14 protein-coding genes are annotated in these 19,605 nt (G+C 62.3%); 6 read left to right on the top strand and 8 right to left on the bottom strand.

What is annotated here, in order from left to right:
* The first annotated feature begins 1 nt into the window (after position 1).
* On the top strand, positions 2-298 hold the full coding sequence (locus tag IRI77_RS10485; RefSeq protein ID WP_194452020.1) for a hypothetical protein: 297 nt from the start codon (positions 2-4) through the stop codon (positions 296-298).
* Between the two features lie 647 nt (positions 299-945).
* Positions 946-4,584, top strand: a complete 3,639-nt coding sequence (locus IRI77_RS10490; protein WP_194452021.1) for a PQQ-binding-like beta-propeller repeat protein — start codon at positions 946-948, stop codon at positions 4,582-4,584.
* 208 nt (positions 4,585-4,792) lie between these two features.
* On the opposite strand, the gene IRI77_RS10495 is transcribed toward IRI77_RS10490, so the two are convergent.
* Both IRI77_RS10495 and IRI77_RS10500 read right to left on the bottom strand, forming a co-directional pair.
* On the bottom strand, positions 4,793-7,588 hold the full coding sequence (locus IRI77_RS10495; RefSeq protein ID WP_194452022.1) for a serine/threonine-protein kinase: 2,796 nt from the start codon (positions 7,586-7,588) through the stop codon (positions 4,793-4,795).
* Between the two features lie 11 nt (positions 7,589-7,599).
* The gene (locus IRI77_RS10500) at positions 7,600-8,157 is read right to left on the bottom strand and encodes an ECF-type sigma factor (protein WP_194452023.1); all 558 of its coding nucleotides are present in this window, start codon (positions 8,155-8,157) and stop codon (positions 7,600-7,602) included.
* A 165-nt stretch (positions 8,158-8,322) separates the two neighbouring features.
* Here IRI77_RS10500 and IRI77_RS10505 point away from each other — a divergent pair, with 165 nt between their 5' ends.
* The gene (locus IRI77_RS10505; protein ID WP_194452024.1) at positions 8,323-8,589 is read left to right on the top strand and encodes a hypothetical protein; all 267 of its coding nucleotides are present in this window, start codon (positions 8,323-8,325) and stop codon (positions 8,587-8,589) included.
* Between the two features lie 636 nt (positions 8,590-9,225).
* Here IRI77_RS10505 and gndA read toward each other — a convergent pair.
* A complete protein-coding gene (gene gndA, locus IRI77_RS10510; protein ID WP_194452025.1) occupies positions 9,226-10,659 on the bottom strand; it encodes an NADP-dependent phosphogluconate dehydrogenase in 1,434 nt (477 codons plus the stop codon).
* 348 nt (positions 10,660-11,007) lie between these two features.
* Here gndA and IRI77_RS10515 point away from each other — a divergent pair, with 348 nt between their 5' ends.
* Positions 11,008-11,640, top strand: coding sequence for a hypothetical protein (locus IRI77_RS10515; protein WP_194452026.1), 633 nt, complete (start codon positions 11,008-11,010; stop codon positions 11,638-11,640).
* Between the two features lie 54 nt (positions 11,641-11,694).
* Here the strand turns inward: IRI77_RS10515 and IRI77_RS10520 are convergent, their stop codons facing one another.
* From IRI77_RS10520 to IRI77_RS38480, 3 genes are read right to left on the bottom strand one after another with little or no spacing between them, the layout of a single operon-like run.
* On the bottom strand, positions 11,695-14,403 hold the full coding sequence (locus tag IRI77_RS10520) for an ABC transporter permease (RefSeq protein ID WP_194452027.1): 2,709 nt from the start codon (positions 14,401-14,403) through the stop codon (positions 11,695-11,697).
* A gap of 29 nt (positions 14,404-14,432) precedes the next feature.
* The gene (locus IRI77_RS10525) at positions 14,433-14,771 is read right to left on the bottom strand and encodes a PadR family transcriptional regulator (protein WP_194452028.1); all 339 of its coding nucleotides are present in this window, start codon (positions 14,769-14,771) and stop codon (positions 14,433-14,435) included.
* Positions 14,772-14,831: 60 nt separating this feature from the next.
* Positions 14,832-15,668: a helix-turn-helix transcriptional regulator gene (locus tag IRI77_RS38480; RefSeq protein ID WP_194452029.1), complete on the bottom strand. Its 837-nt coding sequence runs from the start codon at positions 15,666-15,668 to the stop codon at positions 14,832-14,834.
* Positions 15,669-15,943: 275 nt separating this feature from the next.
* Here IRI77_RS38480 and IRI77_RS10535 point away from each other — a divergent pair, with 275 nt between their 5' ends.
* Positions 15,944-16,687, top strand: coding sequence for a hypothetical protein (locus IRI77_RS10535; RefSeq protein ID WP_194452030.1), 744 nt, complete (start codon positions 15,944-15,946; stop codon positions 16,685-16,687).
* A gap of 135 nt (positions 16,688-16,822) precedes the next feature.
* Positions 16,823-17,620 carry a phytanoyl-CoA dioxygenase family protein gene (locus tag IRI77_RS10540; protein WP_194452031.1) on the top strand — a complete coding sequence of 266 codons (798 nt, stop codon included), beginning with the start codon at positions 16,823-16,825 and terminating at the stop codon, positions 17,618-17,620.
* Positions 17,621-17,861: 241 nt separating this feature from the next.
* Here the strand turns inward: IRI77_RS10540 and IRI77_RS10545 are convergent, their stop codons facing one another.
* Positions 17,862-18,260 carry a hypothetical protein gene (locus IRI77_RS10545; RefSeq protein WP_194452032.1) on the bottom strand — a complete coding sequence of 133 codons (399 nt, stop codon included), beginning with the start codon at positions 18,258-18,260 and terminating at the stop codon, positions 17,862-17,864.
* A 360-nt stretch (positions 18,261-18,620) separates the two neighbouring features.
* Entirely contained in the window at positions 18,621-19,559 is a 939-nt protein-coding gene (locus IRI77_RS10550) for a hypothetical protein (RefSeq protein ID WP_194452033.1), read from the bottom strand.
* Positions 19,560-19,605 lie beyond the last annotated feature (46 nt).

Here is a 19,605-nt window from a genome sequence, read left to right on the forward strand (position 1 = left end):
CATGACGAGAGTAAACCCCAGCAGCAATTCGGAGTGGGGCGACCGCTGCACACGCTATAACTGCTTCTGGGCGATCAACAACATTTTCTTCTCACGCGTCTGCTCGGTCTTGGACCCGACTGACTTCTATGGCAAGAACGGGTTCAATCTGGGGATGAACATTCTCGGCTCCGTGCCGAACCTGTCAAAGCCGATTACGCGGTTCACCAAGGCCCAGGGGGCGCGGGACGTGCTCTGCGGTATCGATATCATTTTCTCGTCGACGGTCGCGATCGCAACGGTGATTGAGGCGGGCTGATGCTTGTGGCCGGAGGGGGGGCCCGGGTCTCGATGCTTCACGCTGAGCAGCCCTGGCCTCGCCGATCCCCAGGCAGAATAGGTCGTTCAGTTTCACCCCCTGGTGACGGGCAGCATCGATAAGGTCACCTACCGGCAGGTCCACTGGCACGTCATGATGAGCCGCAGGAGCCGGCTCGCATGCTGGCTCCACAAGCAACTGCCTCTCAAATCCACGTTTGCAGAGCTCACCAAGTCGCCTGAGATTCGCTGCAGCACCATCAAACGGGATCCTGCGGCTCTTCAGTCAGGGAAGGCCTGCCGGCGCTGGCGATTGATCGTTCGCGGCGCCGGCGCCCTCTTTGAAGAAGCCTGCCTGATAGTCCGCCACGTGGGCGAGGCCCGTTGGGAGTCGCCGGGCGGTTGCGTAGCGGTTGCATAGCTACGGACGATGGCGGTGATTAGTTCGGAGAGCTTTCAATTGAGCGGCTGGGGGACAGGTTCGGCAAGCACTACCTGGCGTACGGGCGGTGAGGACGGGGGGCGAAAGAATGCCGGATTATTTTGATCAACTAGGCGAGCCGGCGCCCCCCGATGGCTTGAGCGGGACAGAGAGCCGCTTCCACAACCCTTATGAAACCGAATTCGAATCCACCAAAATCGACTCAATTGATGAGCCGCCGCAATTTACTGCAGGGCCTGGGAGGGGTCGGACTCGGCCTCATGACGGCGGGGCTGGCCGGCGCGGCGCCACGGCGCCCGCAAAGGCCACAGGTGAAGCCGGTTGTCCCGCTGCTGGGCTCCGCGGGCGATGTTGTCTGGGACGACGAACTCCAGCAGACCTTCTCCGACCACGTCCGGGGCATCTACGGAGACGGCTATGCCATGCTTTACGACTACGGGCAAGATCCGGGCTACGTGCTCGCCTACGACATTCACGCGGGTTTGGCCTCCTACAACAACAATTATTGGGAGACTTTCGAACTTGGCGATCTTCATATGTGTAACGGCATGTTGGTGGCGCCATCGGTCGACGACAAGGGTAATCACGGATTTGCCGCATTCCCCGCCAAGGCGCTGGGGCTCACCAGTTTCGCCACTTTTTGTCCGACAGCGGAGATTCTGAGCAATGCCGTAGATCTGCCGAACGGAGTGGCCTTCGTCGCGGGGGATGGGAATCTGCATTCGATTGGTTTTTATGTCGACGAAAACCAAACGGTCCAGAGCTATCAGAACTGGGCGGTGTCGCTGAATAGCGGTTCGCGTGACTCGGCGATCCTCGAGTACGGCAGCGAGAAGCGAATGTTGGCGTTCCTGGGGACGCAGGCTTTCCTGTTTGACATCTCGTCGTCCACCAGTCCGACGCTCAGCCAGCAAGTCGGCCTGTCCGACGCGCCGATACAGTTGGCAACGAGCGGCAACGCCTGGTATTGCGTTCTGGGTACAAGCACGAGCGAGTGTTCCCTCTACTCCTACCCTTGGGAGGTCAAGTTTGCCGACCATCTGCTACCGATTCCCAACTGGGTTTACAAATCGGCGGCGCAGCCCGGCAAGCCGGTCGCCAATGGCAATTGTGTCTATTTTGCTGATGCCGGGGGCAAGTTCAGCGCTATCGACGCGGCAACCGGGAAATACACCTGGGGCACGGATCTGGGCGGCGACTGTTCTCAGGCTGAGATCTACATTGAGGATGGAGTCGCCTATCTCTGCAATACCGCGGGGACCTTATTTGCAATTGACCTGGGTTCCACAGACGATCCGCAGGTGGTGCAGAAGGCGCTCGGGAGCTCGGCAGCATTGTTGGGGGTGGAGAACGGGGTTTGCACGATCACCTATGTCTCCGATGGGACGGGAGCGCGCCATCTGGCCGGCATCGATATGGCGGGGCAGGTTCACGCGTTTTCCTGCGAGAGCACGCTTCTGCCCGACGAGATGACGGGGACGCCGGGCTCCAATCAGCCTTCCAATCCGGTCTATCACACCTATGTCCAGCTCTTTGATCCCAACAAAAACCCGAGGGCCTTCTGCAGTGTGAAGGTCTCGGCCTATGAGGATTTGACGCTATCGGATGGGTCACCGGCCACTATCAAACTGCCGAACGGCACGACGGTAACCGGCATGGCGACCTACAATTTGACGGCCACGTCGCCTGTCTGGCTGACGACTGACGCCAGTGGGGGGCTAAACCTCACCGTACAAGCGAACGATCTGAACTGTCCGTCTCTTTATCTCTGGTCCACATTCATGGATCGTGACGAATCGATCGTGATCTATCCCGATCATGGCAGTACGCAGAAACTGCAAGGCGCCCAGGCGGCGGAACTTTCTTCCGCGCAGGCGTTTGACGGATCGAAGATGCTGCCGTCGAATACAGACACCGCGGCGCTGTCCAGTGCCTTGAGCCAGACTCTCAGTGGCGGCGTATCGGCATCGATGGCGGCGGCGCGGGCAGTGCAGAAGGTACGCGGCGCGAGGTACGCCGCGGCGCGTCGGCAAGGGCCGAAGAGGTGCGGGCGAAGGCGGGTGCTTGCGGCCAGCGGGGATCCCACGTCCTACATCGCATTCCCGGCCAGCACAACGAATCTGCAATACCAATACCCGGCGAACGCAGAGGCCGTGCGCCCTTATTCCCCGTCTGCCAGCAGCAGCTTTGCCTTCGACATCGCCGATGACGGCAGCATCACGCCAACGGTGGCAAACGTGCGGGGAGCGAGTTCGACACCTCTACTTGGATTGAGCTTTTCCGACTTCAAGACCAAGATCGTACACGGTCTGAACAAGATCAAGCACATCGAGAGTAATATCGACGCGGATCTGAAGCAGGCGATTCATACGATTACTTCCGACGCAGGCGACGTGTTTGCGCTGACGGTGAAGACGATTGAGGATGCCGTGACGGTGGTTGCCGGCCTGCTGAAGACCCTGGCGAGTGATATCAAGAAAGCGATCGAGTGGTTGGCCGAGCTCTTCGACTGGCCGGCAATCCTGGCAAATAAGGACCTCTTGAAAGGCCAGGTGTGCTCAGCGTTTGCCGACTTCACAACTCGCATCAACGGACTCACGTCAACTGGCTGCAAGGATGTCCACGCTTTCTTTGCGGGAGTCAAAGGCGATTTCCAGAAGGCGATGGACAACGCCACGGGGACCTTCCAGGGTTCGACGATCGGCTCCAAACAAGCCAACAACAACGACCCCAAAACGGTGTTCTCCAACGGGTCACAGGGCCCGGCGAACCACTTCCACTCCAAGCTGAAGAACAACGTACACCAGACGCAGATGGACACCGCGGCGATGGCGCAGGTGTTTCGTGTGGGCAGTGCTCAGGTGGCAGGGTGCGCCGGCGTCAATCTGGACAGTCTGAAGAGCATCATCGAGGGAGCGCTTTCGAACTGCGCCATCGCACTCAAAGACGATCTGGAAGATATTCTCACCGCTCTCGAGAACTTCGGCAAGAGCTTCCAACTGCTGGTCACAGACCCGGGCGCCTTTGTCGAGAACGCGATCACCGATGTCCTGAATCTCTTTACCGCTCTGGTCGATACGATGCTGGATGCGGCGGACCTGGTGGTGGAGGCGGTTCTTGGGATTGTTGCCAGCCTGATCGAAGGAATCATGTATGTGGCGACGGCGACGATTCATATTCCGGTGATCTCGCCCCTATGGAATGCCATCACCGGAGACCCTCTCAGCTTCCTGGATGTCGTCTGCCTGTTGGCGGCCATTCCCTACACCATCATCGAGAAAGTGGGGCTGTCGGCTCGTTCCTCGGGACTGAAGAGTATCGATGGGCAGGTGAGAGCCTGGGCGATATTCTCATTCTTCGCCTCCGCGGCCGATGCGGCATGCGATGCCGACGCGTTGAATGATCCCAATTCTCCTTTGTCGATCCTCGACCTGGTGATGGACTCGATTGTGTTCGGGCTCAGCTATCCAGCTGGAGAGAATCTTACGTTGCTCGGTGGCGCTTATTGGGCCTGCCAATGCACGCCCATAGCGATAAACTTCAGCAATTGTGTCTTATTCGCAACCGATTCCGAAGCGTCCGCCGCACTCAATGCGGCAGTACCGAGCTTCCTGAATGCCTTCTCCTGTGTCAACACCCCCGGGGCGATCTGCATGGCCTTGCAGGAGCCGGATGTCTACATGGGAACTGATGGGCTCGCGCTGATACCAAACATCCTGAGCAATTTAGTCCTGGCAGCCAAACCAGGGGTCAATCTGGGAGAGGAGGCCCGACTGGGTGTCGCGGTGCTGGATTTTGCGTTGCCGGTCATTGGGATGATTCTGACTCTGGCGGGCGATTCATAAGAAATGACTATCGGTCCCCGCACGGCCGGATTAGTGAGTGGGGCTGTTCCAGGGAGAAGGGAGCAGCCCGTCAGCGGAGTGCCAGGAGTTCTCCGGGAATTCGGAGAGACGGATAAGGGAGCACCAGCCAGACGGGTGTGATGGCCTTGACGATCAGTTCAGGGGTGGCGGCCGTGCCGCTGGCTGGACCGGATCAAGGCCAGCGGGGTTATTTGCCCCGGGTCCAGATCCAGACGTTGGATTGGATGATGTCATTCACAAAGGCGACCTTTTTGCCATCCGGGGAGGGGACGGCCCAGCCCTGGATGGTGCCGAGGGAGGAGAGGTGGCCTTTGAGGTCGTAGAAGTACATCCCCTTTCCGATGCTGGTGTCGACGCTCAGAAACCAGGCGGTGCCGTCGGCGGTCCAGGAGAGGGAGGCGAGGCGGGTGAGGGTGGGGAGTGTAATCTCTCTCTCTTTGGGTTCGTTGCCCTTGGGATCGAGGCGGACAAGGCGGATGATGGCGTTCCTGCGGTCGTGGTTGGGGAGGGCGACGAAACGGCCGTCGGGCGAAATGTCCCAGTCGTTCAAATAGATGGGCCACCAGGTGGTGCGAGCGAGTTCCTGGCCGATGCCGCGGTAGGGATCCAGTTCGAAGTAGACAAACTCAGTTGTGCCGATCGTCTTGCGGAGGACGCAGCGGCCTTTCGGATGCGGGCTGCAACGGAATTCGTCCAACGGGCCGGCGATGGGGACATCCTGCGCGGCACCTCCATCGAGGGGGACTCGCATCAGGGACGAGAGGTAATCACCGGGGGTGTTGGCGGAGAAGAGGATCGATTTCCGATCGGGCGTGAGTTGCGGCAACACCTCAGAGCGCCTGGGCGTAGTCATCAGAGCTTCCGGCACGCGGTCGAATCGGCGCTGTTTGTAGAGGTCGTAACTAAGTCTGGCACGGTCCGATTCGTAGATGACAGCTTCGCTGTCGCCGGTCCAGGTGTGGGGGTAATTGCCGCCTTGCTCCAAGGTCAGGCGGTGGGCGTTGGAGAAGCGGATAGCCTGGCGATTGAAGTCGGCCACAAAAACGGGACTGTCAGTGGAACGACGGATGAGGGCGGTTTGGGAGCCGTCGCTGGTGACGGAGAGCGCCGTGACATCGCCCGCGGGGAGATCGAACGAGGTGGGGAGTAGCCGGAGACCACCGGCAAACCGGCCCGTGGCGAGATCCATTTTCAGAGCCCAGACCCGGCCCAACAGTTCCTTGCCAACTCGTTGCTGTCCCAGAATGACAATCTCTCCATCGGGCATCGTCTTTACCGTTGCAGCGGGTATGTTTTGCCGTGTATCAACAGTGGAGCCGTTATCAGCATCAATCGACCGCAGGATCTCTCGCGGTGCTGGGCTCTGGGCGCCGCCCGCACCATGCGGAGGGAACTGCATATGCTTGACCAGCAGGTGCCTGCTATTCTGTGCCCAATCCACGGAGAGAAACGGATCTCGGCCGTCGGCTTGCGCGATGCGTTTGGCTGCAAGCGAGTCCAGGTCCATCGTCCACAGGGAGTAGTAGTCTCCTGCCAGGAAGGCCAGGCGTTTGCCGTCGGGGGAGACGACGCCGAAGCGTGCATCTTCGCGCATGAGGCGAGGGGAAGCACCGGAGACGGAATACGACCAGATGGCGGGCCGGCTGGTCTCCTCGAAGAAGCCGCTGGCGATCACGTGGGAGCCGTCAGGGAGCCAGGCGAGACCGTCGGTGATGAAGTCGCTCGGCGATTTCAAAAGGGTGAGTTCGCTGTTCTGGAGGAGTTGGAGAAAGACTCCGTCCGAGTTGGCGTATGCGAGGTACTTTCCGTCGCCGGAGATGGCGGCCGCCGTGACACGGTTCTCGGGGATCGTGCGGGTGACCTGCTGGAGAGTGCCCGGAGTGGCGGCCGGAGGATAGAATTTCCAGGCCAGGGCAGCGAGCAGGACGAGAACCGCGCCTCCACCGATGGCCCATCGCGGCCATGAACTCGGCCTGGTGCGTTGCGGGCCCGGGTCGCGGATGGAGAGCAACTGGCTTGCCACTTCGGTCGCGGTTGGACGACTGGCCGGATCCTTCTCCAACATGCGGAGAATGAGGCTATTCAGGGCGGGCGGCAAGTGCGGGCACAGGGAAGAGGGCGCCTCGACCTCCTGCGTTGCGATGGCATGCAGGATGTCGAGCGAGGACCGCGTTCCGAAGGGATGGCGGCCGGTGGCCAGCTCGAAGAGGATCAACCCCAGGGAGAAGACATCCGTGCGGGGGGTCAACTGCGCGCCGTGGTAGTGCTCCGGGGACATGTAGCGCAGGGTGCCGGCGGGGATGCCGGCGGCCAGGGTGTGATGGCCGGAGGCGCTAAGCCGGGCGAGACCGAAATCGAGGACTTTGAGCCGGTCGCCGGAGGTCAGCATCAGGTTCTCGGGTTTGACGTCCCGATGGACGACATTGGCGGCGTGAGCCGCGGCGAGGGCGTCGGCAGCCTGATGTCCGATATTGAGCAACCTGGGCAGCGGGACGGGTTGCCCACAGATGTCACGCAGGGAGGAGCCCTTGACAAGTTCCATGACGATAGCCAGGACCGAGTCGCCGCGGATGATCTCGTGGACTGTGACGATGTTCGGGTGATTGAGGGCGGAAGCGGCGCGGGCTTCGCGGATGAAGCGTTCGTTGGCGTCGGGCAGGCCGTGTTGTTCGGCGTGCAGGAACTTGATGGCCACGTCTCGGCGGAGTTCGGGATCATGGGCCGCATAGACCGCTCCAGCGCCGCCCGAGCCGAGGAATTCTCTGATCTCGAAACGCCCCACCGAAGTGCCTAAGCGGCTGGGGGCATCGTCATCGGACACGTCCAGGGTCGCCGCCAGTTCCAGTACTTCGAGGGTGATATCGGGGTCCTCGGTTTGGGATTGGAGATACGGCTGTCTCTGGGACTCGGGAATCTCGACAACGGCCTGCGCGAGTTGGTAGATCCGCCGCCACTGCTCGTCGCTAAAACTTCTGTTCGACATCTGCGGATGACTTAGAACTTCGACTTCATCCAATGCCGGGCGAACTGCCAGTGTCGATTGACTGTGACCGCGGAACAGCCCATTTGCCGGGCGATTTCCTCCGCGGTATGCCCCTCGAAGACCTTCTTCTCAACGACCGTGCGAATGACCGGGTTGATGTTCTCCAGGTGTTGGAGAAGATCCTCGATCTCGAGCAGATTGCCTTCTGGGTTTGCGCACATTTCGTCCCAAAGCGGCACCTTCACTGCCTTCCTGGAAAGCGGGCGGGCATGGTGAATGAGTAGGCGGCGCATGAGCAAGCCAGCCAGGGCGAAGAAGGCCGCCCTGTCATCGTCATAGGCGGCAGCGGAGGGCCGCAAGGCTTTGATTTTCGTCAGCTCCAGGTACAGTTCGTTCACAAGGATGGTAGGTTGCCAGCTATGCCCCTGGCGCTCACGCATCAGATGGCTGGCAGCCAGGCGCTTGAGCTCCGGATAGAAGAGCTCCGTCAGCTTCGCGCCGGCTTCCGAGTCTCCGGCCCGAAAGGCGTTCATCAGAACCGAGACCGTGTTCTGCGGATCGGTGAACATGATTTTGTATGGTAGCAAACGCCCAAACGCAGTCGCCCGGAAAAGGGCTGGACGGCCTGCCAAGTCTTACACTTACAGGGCTCCAATCGATGGCAACGCAGGCGCCGGAGCCCATCTTGATCAGTTCCGGCGCGGCATCGCCCCCTACCTACCGGAAAGCTCTAAATGCAGCCTATCCTCCGAATTCTCTTCCTGGGGTTCTCCCTGCTTTGCGTGGCCGCGCCCACAGACAAACCGGTGGTCGACGTCGACTACCAGAGGAATCTGAAACTCTGGCGCGCGCAGAAGAGCATTCTAGCCGCCTATGAGTATGTGGAACAGGCCGAGCAGGACTCTCGGAGGGGACTGGGAGAACACTCCAGCAAGGCCCGAGCGCTGCTCCAGCAGGCGGCCAGGGAAATCAAGATTGCCTCACTGGCAGGCAAACCCTAGTTTTCAAAGAATGTTGATCAGTTCCTGCCGGTCCTCACCCTCCTCTGGAAGAAGGCGAGGCACTGACCTCCACAACAGAAGGAGAAATGAGTATTTCCAGGAAGATCATTTTCATTTTTGGCGGCGTAGCATCTGTGGTGGCTTGTATGGCCTTGCGCAGTCGCCCGAGCTAAACATCTCGAAGCGCCATGGCAACTTGCGTGACGCGCAGAGCCTGATCGTGCAGGCCTACCAGAAGATCGACACGGCCCCTGTTCCTCTGGACCACCGTGAGGGTGGCTAGTCATTCGCCAACCGTCCACAGCCGCAACCGTGCGTCCACTCGCCTCTGCTTGCGAACGGAGTTGCGGATTTACGCTGCGTCCCGACCCACGCTGGACATGCCATGTGGCCTAAGTTTTCAGCTGAGTGCGCCGAGTCCAGTTACGTCTAGCCTGGCCCTCTTCCGCACAGCGAGGTCCTGGAAGACTCTAGGAACGAAATCCGCCCGAAGACAGGACTGGACGGCCTCTCCCTGCAGCCACTCGCCCGCTCTGCCGGAAGTACACTCTGCGAATCGAACTCTCCCCAGCTTGCGCGATTGCTGGATAAGCCTCACCACCCCCATGAGAGCGTCATCGTCGTGAGGAAGCGCGCCTAGCGGGCCGCGTCCCTCTGCCAGTCGCGATGGAATGTGCCCGGCCTGTCTACCCGCTGGAAGGTGTGCGCTCCAAAGAGGTCCCGCAGCAGGGCGATAACACTTGCCGAGATGAGGCCCGGGCTGCGCATGCTGTCGAAGTTCGATAGCGCGCTGTTCATCGCCGGCACGGGGAGGCCCGCCATGACGCACGCCGAGACCACCTCGCGCAGCGCTGGCACGCCCCGCCCGATGCATTCGACAAATGCGGGCGCCAGCAGCAGCGTGTCCAGCTTCGGATCCGCCGTAAACGCCGCCGCGATCTCGTTCAGGATCTGCGCCCGGATGATGCAGCCGCCGCCCCAGATGGAGGCGATCTGCGGGAGGTTGAGCCCCCAGTTGTATTGGATCGACGCCTCTTCCAGCGTGGTAAAGCCCTGCGCGTAGGCCAGCGCGAATGCGGCCTCCAGCGCCAGCCCCAGCTTCTCCTTCCACTCTTCGAGCGGTCCGCTGAGCACCGGCTCCGGCACATTGTACGCGTCGCGAATCGCCAGCCGCCGCGGGCGGTTCGTCGACATCAGGCGCGCCGCCACGCCCGCCGCCAGGATGTTCACGGCCTGCCCCAGATCCAGTGCGCTCACCACCGTACCCGCGCCCGTGCCCTTGGCCCCGGCGACGTCCAGTACATGGTCGAGCAACGGCGAGCCATCATCGTCGTTGGCGCGCAGCACCTGCGCCGTGATCTCCAGCAGGAACGCCTTCATGTGCCGGTTCCAGCCGTCCATCGTATCGGCCATCTCGCCGTTCGACAGGCCCAGCGCGCGCAGCACCCAACACACCTCGCCAATCACCTGCATCACGCCATACTCGATGCCGTTGTGATGCGTCTTGACGAAGTGACCCGCGCCTTCCGGCCCGATCCACTCGCAGCAGGGCTGTCCCTGCGGGTTGCGCGCGGCAATGGACTGCAGCAGTTCCTTCACCAGGGGCCACGCCTCGCGGTTCCCGCCGGGCATCAGCGACGGCCCTCGGCGCGCGCCTTCTTCCCCGCCGGAAACGCCGGTGCCGATATACATCACGCCCTTCTCGTTGACGGCCCGCAGCCGCCGGGCGGTGTCGCGGAAGTCGGAATTCCCGCCCTCGATGATGATGTCGCCCGGATCCATCAGCGGCAGCAGCCGCGCGATCACCTGGTCGACAGGCGACCCGGACTTCACCATGATCATCACGGTCCGCGGCTGCTTCAGCCCCGCGATGAAATCGTGCTCATTGAAGAACGGAGTCACCAGTCCCGGCAGTTCGGGCACCTTCATCAACTGCCACGTCAGGTCCGCCGTAATGTTGTAGGCGGCCGTGGCGTAGCCGTGATCGGCAAGGTTCAACACCAGGCTGCGCCCCATCGGCCCCAGCCCATACATCCCAATCTGGCAGGCAGCCTTCGTTCTATTGGTCATCACCCTTCCCCTCCCTGCGGCTTCCGGCTTGGGCCGGTACCTCCGATTGTAAATCTGATTCCGTTTCACTGAGTTTACGGCTGTCGCTCGCGCCGGAAAGCCGGCAACAAGGATGGGCCGCAACGAATCCGGCGTTGAGCCGGTTTCGGCAGGCGAAGAGGCGGAGCCATCTCTCTATTGCCGTCTGTTCGCCCGGACGGCGGGCTGGACCTCCGCCACGGACTTTTCGGAACGGCGTTCGAAAGACACCACTGATTTTGATTTCACAAATTCCGCTTTGCGGTTAGCCTGGACTTGGCGCAGTGTGGCGGTCTGGTTCAACTGCCTGCGTCTCTGGAGGCTCGTTCCATGCAAACGCTAAGAAGGAATTGGTGGCTGCTGGCAATTTGCGGGCTACTCACCGCGGCACTCGCCGCGGCGTGCTCGTTCATGCAGGCGCCCGACGGGTCGTTGGTCTGGCGGCATGCCGCCGTGCGGGGAACAACCGACATTCTGGGGCGGTGGGCATTGGCGGCCGGCCTGTGCACCGTGGCGGCAGGCGTCTGGCGCCTGGGCCGGAGCCTGTGCTGGCCATTGATGATCAACGGCCTGGCGCTGGGCGCGCTGGGTGTGATGTTGCTTGGCATGTTCGGCGCGGGTGTCTTGTTCCGCACAATCGCGGGGCTGATGGTAGTCATGGCGCTGGGCCTGGCAGCGCTGATGCTGTCGGCGGTCAGGGGTCTGCGGCGGAGTGCCGTGAGTCTGTGGCTGCTGGGGCTGGCCTTCGCCGGGTCCCTTGTGTATGCGCTGGCGTTTGCAGTGATGAAGCCGGTGCCGGAAACACATTCGGAGCTCCTCTGGGTGGGGTCGTACTTTGGATTCCAGGCCGTGTGTTTCCTGGGACTGGCGTGGCGCTTACGGGCAATTGGAGTTTCCCGGGATGGCCGCTGGGCGATGGGGCCTCTAGGGGGCAACGCCTCCTGGATCACGCTTCGCCACTGATCCGCGTCGGCGCGGAGCATTCCCAGCCTTCGTTCCTATGCGAAGATCCACGACTTAGTCATGCCGCAGGGCCACCAGCGGATCAATGCGCGACGCGCGCCGGGCCGGCCCATAGCCGGCGAGACACGCGGCGCTCAGCAGGACGGCTCCAGCCAGCGCCATGGTGCCCGGATCGTTGGGCTGGGTCCCGAACAGCAGCGATTTGACAAGCCTCGTCGCCGCCAGCGTGACCGGCACGCTGATCGCGAGTCCCACCGCGGCCAGCAGTAGGACCCGCCGCAGCACCATCCATACCATGGTGCCGCGTTGCGCGCCCAAAGCCATGCGGAGGCCGATCTCTCCGAACTGCCGTGTCACGTTATAGGACATCGTCCCGTAGAGGCCCACGCACGCGGTGAGCAGGGCGAGAATCGCGAAGCCCGTGCAGAGTCTCGCGAACATGACTTCCCGGCTGATCGTTCGGTCGATCTCCGCCGCCTGTGTGATCACGTTGGTGACAGGCATCGAGGCATCCGCCTCCCGCACAATCTCATGCACACTGGTGACATATCTCAGCGGATCACCCGCGGTGCGCAGCGCGTAGGTCACACCCTCCGGAGAAGCTTGGCTGGCCGCGATGAACACGGTCATTGCTTTCGAATCTCCAGACTTCAGGCCGCCATTCCGCAGATTCCCCGACACGCCGACGATTTCCACCTCTCGCTTGTCATCCACCAGCGTAATGCGCTGTCCCACCGGATTCTCATTCGGGAAGTACGTCCGCGCCAGCCGTTCGCTGATCACCGCAACGGCTTTGGAGCCCTGCTCGTCACGATCGTCGATCTCCCGTCCCGCCAGGATCGGGATCTGCATCGTCGTGAGAAAACGCGGTCCGGCGGTCATGACACTTGCGCCATCGATCGCAACAGAGCCGATCTTCATGGCGCCCCTGTACGTCTTCCCGGCATGGCCGGCGCTGATGATGGAGGACTGGGCAAGAGTTGCGCTGCTCACGCCGGGGATCGACTCGAAGCGCTTACGCAACTCCGCGTAGAACGTAGCGATCTCCGGATCGCGATGGCCGGTCTGTCGTGCATTCAGGGAGAACAGCAGGATGTTCTCTCGGGCATATCCCAGTTGAACGGAGTGCAGCTTGTCGAGTGTCTGGACGAACAGCCCCGCGGCAACCAGGATGAGAAAAGACATCGCGATCTGCGCGACAACCAGGACGTGCTGCGTGCGCTGGCGTGCTGCGCCCCCGCGGCCATCCTTCAGCGCCGGGATGACGTCCGGACGCGTCGACTGAATCGCGGGTACGAGGCCGAAGACAAGGCCGCATACCACTGAGAGCGCCGCTGTCACGATCAGCACGTGCCAGTTCAATTCCGCATGCAGGGTAAAGTCCTCCCGTCCCCTGGAGAACAGGAATGTCAGCCAGCGCACACCCCAGACCGCAAATAGGACTCCGAGTGCCCCGCCCAGCGACGCCAGCATCACACACTCGGTCAGCAACTGGCGCACCACGCGCAGCCGTCCTGCGCCCAGGCTCAGCCGGATCGCCATTTCGCGGCGTCGCGCGGCGGCCCTGGCCAACAGCAGATTGGCAAGGTTCACGCACGTGATCGCCAGGATCAACCCCACCATCGCGAGCAGCACGTAGAGCGGCTTCGAATACTCGCGGCGCAACTGCCCCAGCCCGGCGGCCCCGGGATTCAGAATCATCGCGGGCAGCTTGGCGCGCTCACCGTCACTCTTCGCAGTGCCGGCAACCCATTGACGGAACCGCGGAGCCAGCACCGCCTGCGCCTGGGCCATGCTGACTCCCGGACGCAGGCGGCCCATCATTTCGAGCCAGTAGAAGTTTTCGTCGCCAAACATCTGAGCTGACGCCGGGCCTTCCACCAGCACGCTCGAGTGCAAGGGGAGGTAAAGATCCGGCACCGACGCGGGGTCGACTCCGAAGAACTCAGGCGGAGTAACGCCGATCACCGTGAAGGCCACATTGTCGACAAGAATCGCCTGTCCGATCGCTGCCGGCGCCCCGCCAAAGCGATTCTGGCTCGCGGCAAAACTGATGACGGCCACCGGTGCCGCCCCCGCCCGGTCGTCTTCCGCTTCGATCAGGCGGCCCGCGGCCGGCGCAACGGCCAGGCCGCGGAAATACTCTCCGCTGACATACTCCGTGGCGGCGCTCACCGCCTGCCCGCGGACGGCCAGGTTGTGTTTACGTCCATTGAAGTACCCGAAAAGCGTGGAAAAGGCCGCGGTCTCCTGGCGCAGCGTCTCGAACGCGGGGTAAGGAAACATTCCGGTCACCAATGCGCCTCTGTCTCCCGGCCAGAGAATGCCCTGGATCCCGTGCACGACGTGGACCCATTCCTTGCTGGCGTTCTGTGGCGGCTGGCTCGTCCAGTTCAACACCACCAGCGACTCGGGCTCGGCCACCGGCAGCGCGCGCATCAGAATCGACTCCATCAGGCTGTAGATGGCGGTATTGGCCCCGATGCCCAGCGCCAGCGACAGGATCGCCAGCGCGCTGAAGGCCTTGTTGGAGGTCATCGTGCGCCAGCCGTAGCGGATATCCTGGCCCAGTTCCGATAAATATCGTGTCATCCAAATCTCCCGCGACTCTTCCTGCTTCAACGTGACGTTGCCAAACCGGCGGCGCGCCTCCGCCTGGGCCCGCTCCGCCGTCATGCCCCCGGCTTCCAGTTCCGCCGCCTTTTCCGCCAGGTGGAGCTCCATCTCCTCCTGCAGCGCCGCGCCGCGCCTCGCGCTATCCATCCAATACCTCAGCCGCCTTAACACGTGCCTTACTCCATCCCCATCACGTGCGCAATCGCCAGCGTGAGTTTGGCGTACTGCCGGGTCTCAATCGCCAGTTGCTTGCGGCCCTCCACCGTGATCTTGTAAATCCTCGCCCGCCGGTTGTTCGACGTCACACCCCAGTCGCCCTCGATCCAGCCGTTGAGCTCCAGCCGCTGCAGAGCGGGGTACAACGACCCCTCTTCAATCAGCAGCTCATTGCCCGACGATTGTTGAATGAACTGGACAATGCCATAGCCATGCAGGTCGCGCAGCGACAGCGTCCGCAGGATCAACATGTCCAGCGAACCAGGCAATGAGTCGTTCTTTTTCGGTTTGCGTCCCATACTAAGAATTCTTAGCTTACGGCCATGTGTTGATGCGAGTCAAGGTGGAATTGGTCCCGCTTACTGGCCGGCCGGCGGCTGCGACCGCGGTCCGTTCGGGGTCACCAGCGGATGGTAGGGCGCGAGGAGAGCGGCGTACGATTTTCGCAACGCGCGGATCCCTTCCGTGGTGCGCTCCAGCACAATCATATTGGCACTCCGGTTCTGCTCGCCGGCGAATCGCACCGCATTCAACCGCTTCTGCTTCTCAGCATCGTAGCAACGAACGGCCATTTGGACCGCGGGCTCTGTACCGTTTACGACCAGTAGATTGCCAAACGGCAGGACGACTCGCACCAGATCACCGGCTCTGTCGAGACCGGCCGCCCAGGCCGCGCCCGCCTTAAGCCCGAACCTGGAACGGTCGCTGATGAAACAGACAAGGTGGAGCGGGATCCCCGCATCTTTGGCCGCGTCCCGGATCAACGGAGGCATGGGATCGCAGTCGCGCTTCGGATCGAAAACATCGTACCTGGCAGGTTGCCCGGAAACGGCCAGGGAGGTGCACACGATCGCAAAATACGCTGAGCGTTTCGCCAGCGTGCGACCGCACGCCACCTCCGCGTTCTGCCCGGTTTCAAGCGCCACCTGTTCGCGGCCAGCCGCCGTGAGACTGTAGATTCTCGTCCGCCGGTTCTTCCCGGCCATTCTCCAGACACCGTCGATCCAGCCATTGAGCTCCAACCGCTGCAGGGCGGGGTACAACCAGCCCTCCTCTACGAGCAACTCGTGGCCGCACGATTGCTGGATGAACTGGACGATGCCATACCCATGGAGGTCGCCTGGCAACAGGGTCCGCAGAATCAACCGGTCCAGCGAACCGCGCAGCGAATCATTCGTCTGTGCCATGAGTTCCATACCAAGAATTCTTAGCTTATGGCTCCGACCTTGGGCGAGTCAAGTTCAAATCGTTGAGCCCCGCCAGGGCAGCCCCGCCCGCCCCTTAAACGCCCGCAATCCGCTCCACCCCCGTTTGCGCACGCCCATCCCCACCGGTGCGTCTCAGGCCCAAAGTAAATTTCGTAGTTGATCTAAGGTTTTTCCCGGATCTGCCGATCGCTGGTTCAGTGGCACCCATCAGTGCGTGCCGCCAGAGAGTCCTCATCCTCAGTAAACGGAGAGACCTACCAGCCATGCATTCCGAGCCGGCCGATCGATACCTTTGTTCCAAACTCGTTTCCATCCAACTGCCGGCAGCCGGCGGGGCAGAGCGGGTAATCGACGGAAATCTGGAGGAAATCAGCCCCTGCGGAGCCTATCTGAACGTGGAGGAGCCCATCCACACGCAGCTCTCCATGCGTTTCAGCTGCTCAGACAATCAGGGCCAGCACGAGTTTGCTGGGGTGGTCACCGGCTCCTCACGGGATCCTGATACCGGTTACTACATTGAGATGCAGTTCCATCCAGGCACCACCTGGTCGCCGGCAGCCTTCCATCCCAATCACATGATTCGAGCCAGCGCCGTCCTGGGGCTCGCTCCCGCGGAGGCCGCCCCGCCGGCAGTAGGTTGTGACCGGGGGGTCTGCCCGAAAGAAGTCCTTTCCGAGTTGCTTGAGCCGCAAACGCCCCTCTCCGGCAGAGTCCGGGCCGCTGCGCGAAAGGTCGCGTCGCTCTGCGGAGCCATGTCCGACAAGGAAGCGGCTGGTTGCTTCAGTACCCTCTTCGGCGCAGGCCCGGAATGCCGTCTCTTCGCCGAATTCAAGGAATCCTATACGCAGGGACGCAAACGCGACTCGCGCCCGCACCACCGGACCCTCCGTACGCAGTTCAAAGGAATGATGCAACTGGCCAATGCCATTGCCCCCGAAGTGGTCCGCTCCAAAGGCTGCGCGGAGTCACGCTCCACCTTCACCTCCATCCGCCTGTCCGGAAAATAGCCCCGGAAAGTGCAACTCGTGCCCAGTCGGGGCATCCTCCAGAACCGGGACTACCCTCGCCTTGGCCCGCTACGGCGCCGCCGTCCCCTCCCCCAAACTTGCGCACCAACAGGAACACTGGGGAAACTATCTTCCATGGGCACACAGGGGACCCCGCCGTTTTCGCTAAGTCCGGCCGAAATCCAGTCCTTTATCGACGACGGCTTCGTCCGCATCGACGCCGCTTTTTCCCCGCAATGCGCCGCCGAAGCGCGAGCGATTCTTTGGCGCGACACCGGCTGCGCCCCCGATGAGCCCTCCACCTGGACTCGTCCCGTCATCCGCCTGGGTCAGTACGGCCAACCGCCCTTCCGCGAAGCCGCCAACACCCCCGTCCTGCACCGCGCCTTCGATCAACTCGCCGGCGCGGGTCGATGGCGGCCGCTAGAGACCCTCGGCACCTTCCCGGTGCGCTTCCCTGCCCCCGCCGATCCCGGCGATACCGGCTGGCACATCGACCCCAGCTTCGGCTACGAACACCCGGACTTTCTGGAATGGCGCGCCAACGTGACCAGCCAGGGACGCGCCCTGTTGCTCCTCTTCCTCTTCTCAGACATCGGCCCGGACGATGCCCCGACGCGCATCCGCCGCGGCTCCCATCTGGAAATTGCCCGTCAACTGGAGCCGGCCGGAGCCCCTGGACTGACCCTGCGCGCCCTCGCGGCCGACGGTTTCGCGAGCTCCAGCCACTGCCCGGAAACCCTGGCAACGGGACAGGCCGGCACGGTCTACGTCTGTCACCCCTTCCTGGTTCATGCCGCCCAAAGCCACCGCGGCCGGCATCCTCGCTTCCTGGCCCAGCCGCCGCTCCTCCCCCGCGAACCCCTCAAGCTCGAACGCGAGGACGCCGCCTATTCCCCCGTCGAACTCGCCATCCGCAAGGCCCTGGCCTAGCGGTAGACTCTTGACCCGCCTCCCGGAAAACGAAGCCCGCGAACGGGAAAGCGCCAAGACCTCTCGATTCACCCGCCCCCCTTTTATTGAGGGACTAACTCATCCGACAGCCCAGCCGCACGATTCTCCTCGGCAATGTGAATCGCTCCGGTGACATCCACCACAAAACTACGCTTACCCGCCTCTCCATGCTTACGGGGACGCGCCGAAAGCAAATAGTCCGTGACGAGCCCGTCCCAGTTCACGCGTCCGGGCAGGTAGCCGATTCGATAACTGCGGTCAGACAGAGCCCCACCACCAACCCCGCGTGGTCGGCATCGACCCACGCCCAGGCCGAGGGCGGGCCTAGACGTTTTAAGGTGGCGGGAGATCCGAGAGGATACTGGCGCTGATACGTCTGCGGCATCTCGTGCAAACCGGTCAAGGACGAGCGCACCATGGCTTCTTGGAATTTCGTCCCCATGCGAACGTCCCCTACCACGGCATCTTTCATGACACCCCAATCGACCTTCACATCGAAATCGCCGATGTCCCTATTCGCTTCGAACCCTGAGCCCACGTTTCCAGCAAGGAACGGGTACTCACCCGCGGGAAATGCTCTGAACTCGTAAAAGCTATCCGAGCGAATGGGCACCGTCATCTCAAAGGGACAGGCGTCGCCCTGAAGCAGCGTAATCTTCGCGCTGAATGTTCGACTAGCCGGCGGTGGTGTCGTCTTCCCCGCGCCAAATAGGTGGGGACACGCCTCCTGGTCAGCCGCAGGGAGCCCCCCAGCGGCCCCCTGCACCCGACAGGACCCCCTTCTCATCGCTCCGGACAGCGCTGAGCGCGTACGGTCCTTCCCGGACGTTCTCCATACGAAACTCGCCCGCCTGGTTGGTGATCGCGTGGTTCGCCGCGCGGATCTCCCGCTTCGACAAGGGAGTCACCATGGCCCTGCGGGCCGCCAAAGCGGAAGAAGCCGCCCCCACATCCCCAGTCCCTGAGCGGCAGCGACGGGCTACGCGGGCGTCTTCAATGGAGTGGGCCACGGACACCCACGCGTCTTCAATGGAGTGGGCCACAGAAACACATCGGCTCGCGCAATACCACCGCAGGCCTCGCGAGTCCGAGTACCGGTGGCAGCTTCCGCCGCGAGCCCAACCAGATGCGGTTGCCCCTGCCCGTCGACATCAAAGGCAATCCGATTACTGGCCAGCGTCCGACTCTGGTGCACGCCGGCCCCGTAACCAGCCAGGAACTCATACTCGCCCGCCGACAGGTCGAACTGAAGCGAAACCTCGATACTCTGCCCAGGTCCCAGCTCGAAGGCTTTCTGGACCGCGACACCGGGCGACAGCCACAGGCGGACAGTCCGGCTCCGCCCATTTACTGAGCAGGCTCCGGCGACTGGATGCTGATGCAGGAAGTTGATATTCGTACGCGTGACGGCAAGGCACGACGGGCCGTCCGAGGGACAGAAACACTCCACCTCCTGGCGCTTCGCCAGCAGGGTGGGCGCCAGCGCATCCATGTCGACGCCTCGCTTCGAGGTGCCGTTGTTCTTCAATTCGAGGATCAGTTCCGGACCGCTGGCAGCCCGGAAGTTCGCGAACACCTTCAGCTCCAGATCATCGAGCAGGGGCGGCCGGCCGAACTGCACCGCCGTGGTTTCCTCGGAGGGCCCCAACACGGCCAGCTTGCGAATCAGCCCGTCTCCGGGGTTGATCGGCTGCCACACCTCCTTGGCGTCGATAAGCACCGCCTGATCGGCGTAGGGCCGCAGAAGTCCCTTCACCTGCTCGGAGATCTCCATCACGTAGGCACCGCCATAGAGATGACAGCCACCCCACCGGTCGAAGACAACGACACCGTTGTACTTGCCGTCGCCGCGGATGCCGCCCGAAGCCGCAAGGACCAGCAGGCAACCCAGCAGCACCGATGCACGGCCTTTATTCACGCCTCGTCACCTCATATCTCCCAAGAGACTTCGACGCCCGAAAACG

Source organism: Paludibaculum fermentans (assembly GCF_015277775.1).
Taxonomy (GTDB): Bacteria; Acidobacteriota; Terriglobia; order Bryobacterales; family Bryobacteraceae; genus Paludibaculum; species Paludibaculum fermentans.